This window comes from Actinokineospora pegani (assembly GCF_009745975.1).
GTDB lineage: Bacteria > Actinomycetota > Actinomycetes > Mycobacteriales > Pseudonocardiaceae > Actinokineospora > Actinokineospora pegani.
Genome location: NZ_WHOL01000088.1, coordinates 21,113 through 27,238 on the forward strand (window position 1 = coordinate 21,113; position 6,126 = coordinate 27,238).

General features: G+C 69.8%; 3 protein-coding genes. 2 read left to right on the forward strand and 1 reads right to left on the reverse strand.

Annotated elements, in window-relative coordinates; genetic code table 11:
• The first annotated feature begins 17 nt into the window (after positions 1-17).
• Positions 18-4,055, forward strand: coding sequence for a DUF4082 domain-containing protein (locus GCL84_RS15575; RefSeq protein WP_197523278.1), 4,038 nt, complete (start codon positions 18-20; stop codon positions 4,053-4,055).
• Positions 4,056-4,088: 33 nt separating this feature from the next.
• Positions 4,089-5,132, forward strand: a complete 1,044-nt coding sequence (locus GCL84_RS15580; RefSeq protein WP_156756191.1) for a glycosyltransferase — start codon at positions 4,089-4,091, stop codon at positions 5,130-5,132.
• Between the two features lie 24 nt (positions 5,133-5,156).
• On the opposite strand, the gene GCL84_RS15585 is transcribed toward GCL84_RS15580, so the two are convergent.
• Positions 5,157-6,047 carry an IS982 family transposase gene (locus GCL84_RS15585; RefSeq protein WP_156756081.1) on the reverse strand — a complete coding sequence of 297 codons (891 nt, stop codon included), beginning with the start codon at positions 6,045-6,047 and terminating at the stop codon, positions 5,157-5,159.
• Between the last annotated feature and the right edge of the window lie 79 nt (positions 6,048-6,126).

The following is a 6,126-nucleotide window of genomic DNA, read 5'->3' on the forward strand; positions in this document are numbered from 1 at the left end:
TCGGGATGGACCGTGCGATGTCGAAGCGGACACGCGGTCGGGTGTTGACGGGCCGCGCCGTGCGCGGTCTGCTGGCCGTGGTCGTCGCCTCGGTGGGCATCCCGGTGCTGACCGCATCGCCCGCGCTGGCCGGGCCGTGCGATCCCCCGGTCCGCGCCGTCGTCTGCGAGAACTCCAAGGGCGGCACGCCCAAGGGCGACTGGTTCCTCGAGTCGCCCTACGGCGACATCGAGGGCTTCGGCACCGCGACGAGCGTGCAGCCGGGCGAGTCGCTGCACTTCAAGGTCAAGACGCCCGCGACGTCGTACACCATCGACATCCTGCGCCTGGGCTACTACGGCGGCGCGGGCGCGCGCCGCCAGACGACGCTGACGCCCACCGCCGTGCTGCCGCAGAGCCAGCCCGACTGCGCCACCCAGGCCGCCACCGGCCTGGTCGACTGCGGCAACTGGGGCGTCTCGGCCACCTGGAACGTGCCGACGACCTCCGTGCCCGGCTTCTACATCGCCAACTTCGTGCGCACCGACGGCGCCTCCGCCGCCAGCCAGTTCCCGTTCGTGGTCCGCAACGACTCGTCCACCTCGGACGTCGTCATCCAGACCTCGGACCAGACCTGGCAGGCCTACAACAAGTACGGCGACCGCCCGGGCCTCAACGAGTACAACCTGTACGAGGGCGGCTTCCCCGGCTCGTCGGACGGCCGCTCGTACAAGGTCAGCTACAACCGCCCGTACCGCAACGGCGGCACCGCGAACTTCCTCAACGCCGAGTACCCGCTCATCCGGTTCATGGAGCGCAACGGCTACGACGTCAGCTACCTGTCCGGTGTGGACGTCACCCGCAACCCGGCGCTGATCAAGAACCACCGGGTGTTCATCTCCTCCGGGCACGACGAGTACCACAACGCCGCCCAGCGCGCGGGCTACGAGCAGGCCAGGGCCGCGGGCGTCAACCTGATCTTCTTCACCGGCAACACCATGTTCTGGAAGACCAGGTTCGAGAACTCGATCGACGGCTCGAACACCCCGTACCGCACGATGGTGTCCTACAAGGAGACCAAGGCCGCGGGCGGCACCAAGATCGACCCGTCGCCGGAGTGGACCGGCACCTGGCGCGACCCGCGCTCCTCGCCGCCCTCCGACGGCGGTCGCCCGGAGAACGCGCTCGTCGGCACCCTGTTCAACGTCAACGGCTACCGCGCCGACTCCATCCAGGTCCCGGCCTCGTTCGGCCGCAACCGCTTCTGGCGCAACACCCCGATCGCCAACGCCACCACCACGACCACGCTGCCGCAGGGCACCCTGGGCTACGAGTGGGACGGCGACCCGGACAACGGCCACCGCCCCGCGGGCCTGGTCCCGCTGTCGGACACCACGGTCACCGTGGACGACGGCCAACTGCTGACCGACTACGGCAACACCTACTCCGGCGGCCCGGCCAACCACAAGCTGACCCTGTACCGCGACCCGGTGAGCAAGGCGCTGGTGTTCAGCGCCGCCACCGTGCAGTGGTCGTGGGGCCTGGACTCCGAGCACACCTTCCCCGCGGGCGCCCCGGCCACCGCGCCGACCAGCCCGGCGATGCAGCAGGCCACGGTCAACCTGCTCGCCGACATGGGCGCGCAGCCCGGGACGCTGATGGCGGGCCTGACCGCGGCCACGAAGGTCTCCGACGTGACCGGCCCGAACCTGACCGTGACCTCGCCGTCCTCCGGCGGCACCGTCCCGGCGGGCTCCACCCAGCAGATCAAGGGCACCGCGGTCGACGTCGGCGGCGGCAAGGTCGGCTCGGTCGAGGTCTCCACCGACGGCGGCGCCACCTACCACCGGGCGACCGGCCTGGATAGCTGGACCTACAACTGGACCCCGTCCGCGCTCGGCGCGGCCAGCATCAAGGTCCGCGCCTCCGACGACATGGGCAACCTCAGCGCGGTCACCACGGTCAACCTGACCGTGGGCGCCCAGCAGTGCCCCTGCACCGTCTTCGGCAACACCGTCCCGGCGACCCCGGACAGCGGTGACGCCGCGGCGATCGAGGTCGGCACGAAGTTCACGGCCTCGGTCAACGCCACGGTCACCGGCGTGCGCTTCTACAAGTCCGCGGCCAACACCGGCTCGCACACCGGCTCGATCTGGAACGCCGCGGGCGGCAGGCTCGCCACCGGCACCTTCAGCGGCGAGTCGGCCACCGGCTGGCAGACGCTGACCTTCAACACCCCCGTGCAGATCCGCGCGGGCCAGACCTACATCGCCTCGTACTTCGCGCCCAACGGCCACTACGCGGTCGAGGCCGGGTACTTCAACGGCAAGGGCGCGGGCATCGTCCCGCTGACCGCCCCGGCCGCGGGCAACACCCCGGGCGGCAACGGCGTGTTCACCTACGGCGAGGGCTTCCCGAGCCAGTCCTTCAACGGGAACAACTACTGGGTCGACCCGATCGTCACGACCGACGCCGCGGACAACACCCGGCCGTTGATCACCTCGGTCTCCCCGGCGGCGGGCGCCACCGGCGCGCACCTCGACGGCCCGATCACGGCGACCTTCAACGAGGCCGTCGACCCGGGCAGCGTCCAGTTCACCGTCCAGTCCGGCGGCCAGGCCATCCCCGGCGCGGTCGCGGTCGACGAGAACAAGGTCACCTTCACCGCGACCGACCTGCTGCCGCCCAGCGCCACCGTGAACGCCACGATCAACGCCACCGACGGGTTCGGCAACGCGCTGGCCCAACCGAGGGCGTGGTCGTTCGCCACCGGAACCAGCCTGGCGCCCTGCCCGTGCACCCTGTTCAAGTCGCGCCAGCCGGACACCCTGGACGCGGGCGACGTGAGCGCGGTCGAGCTGGGCGTGAAGTTCACCGTCGGCGCCTCCGCGGTGGTCACCGGCGTGCGCTTCTACAAGTCCGCGGCCAACACCGGCTCGCACACCGGCTCGCTGTGGGACTCCACCGGCAAGCGGATGGCCACCGGCACGTTCGCCAACGAGACCGCGACCGGCTGGCAGACGCTGACCTTCGGCACGCCGGTCCAGGTCAACCCCGGTGAGACCTACGTCGCCTCCTACCTCGCGCCCAACGGGCACTACTCGGTGAGCGCGGGCTACTTCAACGACAAGGGCGCCGGGCGCGGCGTGCTCACCGCGCCGACCTCGGCGGCGGCGGGCGGCCAGGGCGTCTTCGTCTACGGCGGCGGCTTCCCGGACCAGTCCTTCAACGGCAACAACTACTGGGTCGACGTCACGGTCGACACCGACGGCGCGGACAGCACCCCGCCGACGGTGACCTCCACGACGCCCGCCACGAACGCCGTCGCGGTCTCCACCGGCTCCGCCGTGACCACGGTGTTCAACGAGTCCATCAACCCCTCGTCGGTGCAGTTCACGCTGAACCAGAACGGGGCGGGCGCCGTCAGCGGCACCACCACGGTCTCGGCCGACGGCCGCACGGTGAAGTTCGTGCCCACCGCCGCGCTGGCGGGCACCACGCAGTTCACCGCCTCGGTGCGGGCCGCTGACCCGTTCGGCAACCTGATGACCGCCGCGCACACCTGGTCGTTCACCACGACGTCGTCGAACGCCTGCCCGTGCACCGTGTTCCGGATCAGCGACACCCCGGCCGTCTCGGCCAGCGACAGCCCGGTCGAGCTGGGCATGCGGGTCACGCCGTCCATCGACGGCAAGATCTACGGCGCCCGGTTCTACAAGGTGGCGGGCGACATCGGCTCGCACACCGCGACGCTGTGGAGCTCGGCGGGCGTGCCGCTGGCCACCGGCACGTTCGTCAACGAGACCGCCTCCGGCTGGCAGACCGTGCTGTTCCCCGCGCCGGTGGACGTCACGGCGGGCACGACCTACGTCGTGTCGGCCTACACCTCGGCGGGCAAGTACGGCTACACCCCGCAGTACTTCACGACCGACCGGGTCAACGGCCCGCTGAGCAGCCCGGCGGCCACGGAGAACGCGGGCAACGGCCTCTTCGAGTACGGCGCGGGCGGGGTCTTCCCCTCCGGCGGCAGTAACGGAACCAACTACTGGGTCGACGTCGTGTTCATGGGGAACTAGTCCCCGCCTCGACCCACGCAGGGAGTAAGAGCAGTGGCCAGTGTCGATGTGGTCATCCCGTGCTACAAGTACGGGTCGGTCCTGCCGACCGCCGTGCGCAGCGTGCTCGACCAGCCGGACGTCGACGTCCGGGTGCTCGTCATCGACGACGCCTCGGACGACGGCAGCGCCGACGTCGCCCGAGCGTTGTCCGATGTGGACAGCCGGGTGACGGTGCTGGAGCACGCGGTGAACAAGGGCCACATCGCCACGTACAACGAGGGCCTGCTGGACTGGGCCTCGGCTGACTACTGCGCCCTGCTCTCCGCCGACGACGCCCTGACCCCGGGTGCGCTGCGCCGGGCGACCCGCCTGATGGACGCGCACCCGGAGGTCGGCTTCGTCTACGGCCGCCCGCTGCACTGGGACGGCTCCGACCCGCTGCCCCCGGCCCGCACCCAGGACAAGGGCTGGACCGTCTACAAGGGAGACTCCTGGGTGCGCCGCCGCTTCGCCCTCGGCGACGGCTGCATCACCTCCCCGGAGGTGGTGGTCAGGACGACCCTGCAACAGGAACTCGGCGGCTACGACCCCGAACTGCGCCACACCGGCGACATCGAGATGTGGATGCGCTTCGCCCTGCACGCCGACGTCGGCTACCTCCGCGGCGTCGACCAGGCCTACTACCGCGTCCACGGCCAGAACATGTCAGCCGCCTACTACGCCTCCGTCGTCGCGGACCTCAGCCAGCGCCTCGCCGCCTACACCGCCATCACCACCCGCGACGACAACCCCCTGCCCGACAAGCACGCCCTCGACCACCGGGTCCGCCGCGTCCTGTCCCGCGACGCCCTGCGCCGAGCGGGCCGCGCCTACGACAAGGGCACCCTGGACCGCGACCCGGTCGACGAACTGGTCGCCTTCGCCCAGGAAACCTCCGGCGACGTCACCAGCCTGCCGGAGTGGCACACCTACCGCCTCCGCGAACGCCTCGGCCCCAAGCGCGCCCGGGTCCTGTCGCCACTGGTCCTCACGGCCCCCGCCCGCCGCATCCGCCAGCACGCCCGCACCCTCCGCTGGCAGCACACCGGCGTCTAGATGAATGATTCCGTGAAGTTGGTGTTAGTGGTCGTAGGTGGTCAGTGATCGTTTGCTGGTCAGGCCGGTGTTCCAGTTGTGCCAGATGGCTGCGGCCATGGCGAGCAGGCGTTGGGCGACCCGGGTGAACACTCCCGCAGGGGTGCGTCCACCGTGTGCTTCGAGGTCGAGTTGGCCTTTGAGGGTCTGGTTGACCGACTCGATCCGTTGCCGGATGCCGCCGAGGTTCCCGTTGCGGTAGGTCTCGTCTTTGCGGTCCGGGCGCAGCAGGTTCAGTCCCAGCGTCTCGGTGAGTTCCTTGAAGGCTTTCCCGGCGAACCCTTTGTCCGCCAGCAAGACCTGGCCTTCGCGGATGAGGTGGTGGTTGCGTTCGAGCAAGGCGGCGAGGACCTCGCGTTCCCCGATCTTCGGAGTGGCGAGGCACCACATGACCGGCATCCCGTCCCCGGCGCAGACGAGGTAGAGCTTGAGCCCCCAGTACCACCGGGAATGTGACGCGCAGTAGCCGTAGCCGGCGTGCCCGGCCAGGTCGGAGCGCTTCACTGTCTCCCTGGACATGCCGCAGGGCACGGGGGTGGCATCGGTGATCCACAGGTCGTCGAACCATGACGGACAGCACGCGGCCAGGGTCAGGATTGCTTGGCACAGCAACGGTTGCGCTGTTTTCAGGCGCTTATGGTAACCGGACTGGGTGAGCATGACGGGGAACATCGCACGCCATTCGGGGTCGGCATGGATGTGGCGGATCCAGCGGCGTTCACTGCGGTGACGCTGCAGCACCTGGGCCACGGCCAGCGTGATCAGCTCGCTGTCGGTCAACTCGGGTCGGCGGCCACGCCCGGTGCGGGGCGGCACGACATGGTCATCGATCAGCACGTAAAGTGCGGTCAGGAGGGTGTTCAGGTCTTTCGTCACACATTGATCTTGAACACCCTCCACCCACGCGGTGACACGGGCCCGCCTTACACCACTTTTACGGAATCACTCATCTAGA

What these genes read in the sequence shown, in the direction of transcription:
- GCL84_RS15575 (WP_197523278.1), top strand. Translation starts at nt 18, where the DNA reads ATGTCGAAGCGGACACGCGGTCGGGTGTTGACGGGCCGCGCCGTGCGC.